We start from the raw sequence: 1,863 nt of genomic DNA, 5'->3' as shown, positions 1-1,863 counted from the left end.
AAAAACCCGGCCTCAATGAGACCGGGTTTTTGGGATAAAGCCCCTGGCGGTGACCTACTCTTGCATGGCTTGAGCCACACTACCATCGGCGCATGCGCGTTTCACTTCTGAGTTCGGGATGGGATCAGGTGGTACCACGCCGCTATGGCCGCCAGGGAAGGGGTGGGAGCAGCGCAGGTGCGCCGGCTCCACAGAGGGTTGTAAACGAGTGACAAGCGTCCGGGGTCGACCGGAGGATTGTATTAAGACGGTGAAGCGTCTTGGGGTTATATGGTCAAGCCTCACGGCTCATTAGTACGCGTAAGCTCAATGCATTGCTGCACTTCCACACCGCGCCTATCAACCACCTAGTCTTGATGGTGCCTTAAGGAGAGTCAAGCTCTCGGGAGATCTCATCTTGGGGCGTGCTTCCCGCTTAGATGCTTTCAGCGGTTATCACTTCCGTTCGTAGCTACCGGGCAATGCCATGGGCATGACAACCCGAACACCAGCGGAACGTCCACTCCGGTCCTCTCGTACTAGGAGCAGCCCCCCTCAAATCTCCAACGCCCACGACAGATAGGGACCGAACTGTCTCACGACGTTCTGAACCCAGCTCGCGTACCACTTTAAATGGCGAACAGCCATACCCTTGGGACCGGCTACAGCCCCAGGATGTGATGAGCCGACATCGAGGTGCCAAACACCGCCGTCGATATGAACTCTTGGGCGGTATCAGCCTGTTATCCCCGGAGTACCTTTTATCCGTTGAGCGATGGCCCTTCCATACAGAACCACCGGATCACTAAGACCTACTTTCGTACCTGCTTGATCCGTCGATCTCGCAGTCAAGCACGCTTATGCCTTTGCACACAGTGCGCGATGTCCGACCGCGCTGAGCGTACCTTCGTGCTCCTCCGTTACTCTTTGGGAGGAGACCGCCCCAGTCAAACTACCCACCATACACGGTCCCCGATCCGGATTACGGACCTAGGTTAGAACGTCAAGCACTTCAGGGTGGTATTTCAAGGATGGCTCCACCGAAACTAGCGTCTCGGTTTCATAGCCTCCCACCTATCCTACACAGAAGAACTCAACGTTCAGTGTAAAGCTATAGTAAAGGTTCACGGGGTCTTTCCGTCTTGCCGCGGGAACGCTGCATCTTCACAGCGATTTCAATTTCACTGAGTCTCGGGTGGAGACAGCGCCGCTGTCGTTACGCCATTCGTGCAGGTCGGAACTTACCCGACAAGGAATTTCGCTACCTTAGGACCGTTATAGTTACGGCCGCCGTTTACTGGGGCTTCGATCAAGAGCTTCGCCTTGCGGCTGACCCCATCAATTAACCTTCCAGCACCGGGCAGGCGTCACACCCTATACGTCCACTTTCGTGTTTGCAGAGTGCTGTGTTTTTGATAAACAGTCGCAGCGGCCAGGTTACTGCGACCCCTCGATGCTCAGTCACGCACGTGACCACACCAAGGGGCGCACCTTCTCCCGAAGTTACGGTGCCATTTTGCCTAGTTCCTTCACCCGAGTTCTCTCAAGCGCCTTGGGATTCTCACCCTGCCTACCAGTGTCGGTTTACGGTACGGTTTTTCTACAGCTGAAGCTTAGTGGCTTTTCCTGGAAGCGTGGTGTCAGTCACTTCGTCCTCATAGGACTGGTCTCGGTGCTCGGCATAAGTGATCCCGGATTTGCCTAAGATCACTGCCTACCGCCTTTCCCCAGGACAACCAACGCCTGGTAGACCTAACCTTCTCCGTCCCCACATCGCACTGTAGAAAAGTGCAGGAATATTAACCTGCTTCCCATCGACTACGCATTTCTGCCTCGCCTTAGGGGCCGACTCACCCTGCGCCGATGAACGTTGCGCGAGGAAAC

Annotated in this window: 2 rRNA genes (1 of these 2 cut by a window edge); both read right to left on the bottom strand. The window is 55.4% G+C overall.

Annotation, left to right across the window (positions count from 1 at the left end):
- Positions 1-41 precede the first annotated feature (41 nt).
- Positions 42-156 (bottom strand): 5S ribosomal RNA (gene rrf, locus BMW54_RS17080).
- Between the two features lie 114 nt (positions 157-270).
- Positions 271-1,863 (bottom strand): 23S ribosomal RNA (locus tag BMW54_RS17075) (it continues 1,292 nt past the right edge of the window).

The organism is Luteibacter sp. 329MFSha, from assembly GCF_900111665.1.
Taxonomy (GTDB): Bacteria; Pseudomonadota; Gammaproteobacteria; order Xanthomonadales; family Rhodanobacteraceae; genus Luteibacter.
Note: the sequence above shows the minus strand (reverse complement) of the source record. Positions and strands in the feature narration are given on the sequence as shown.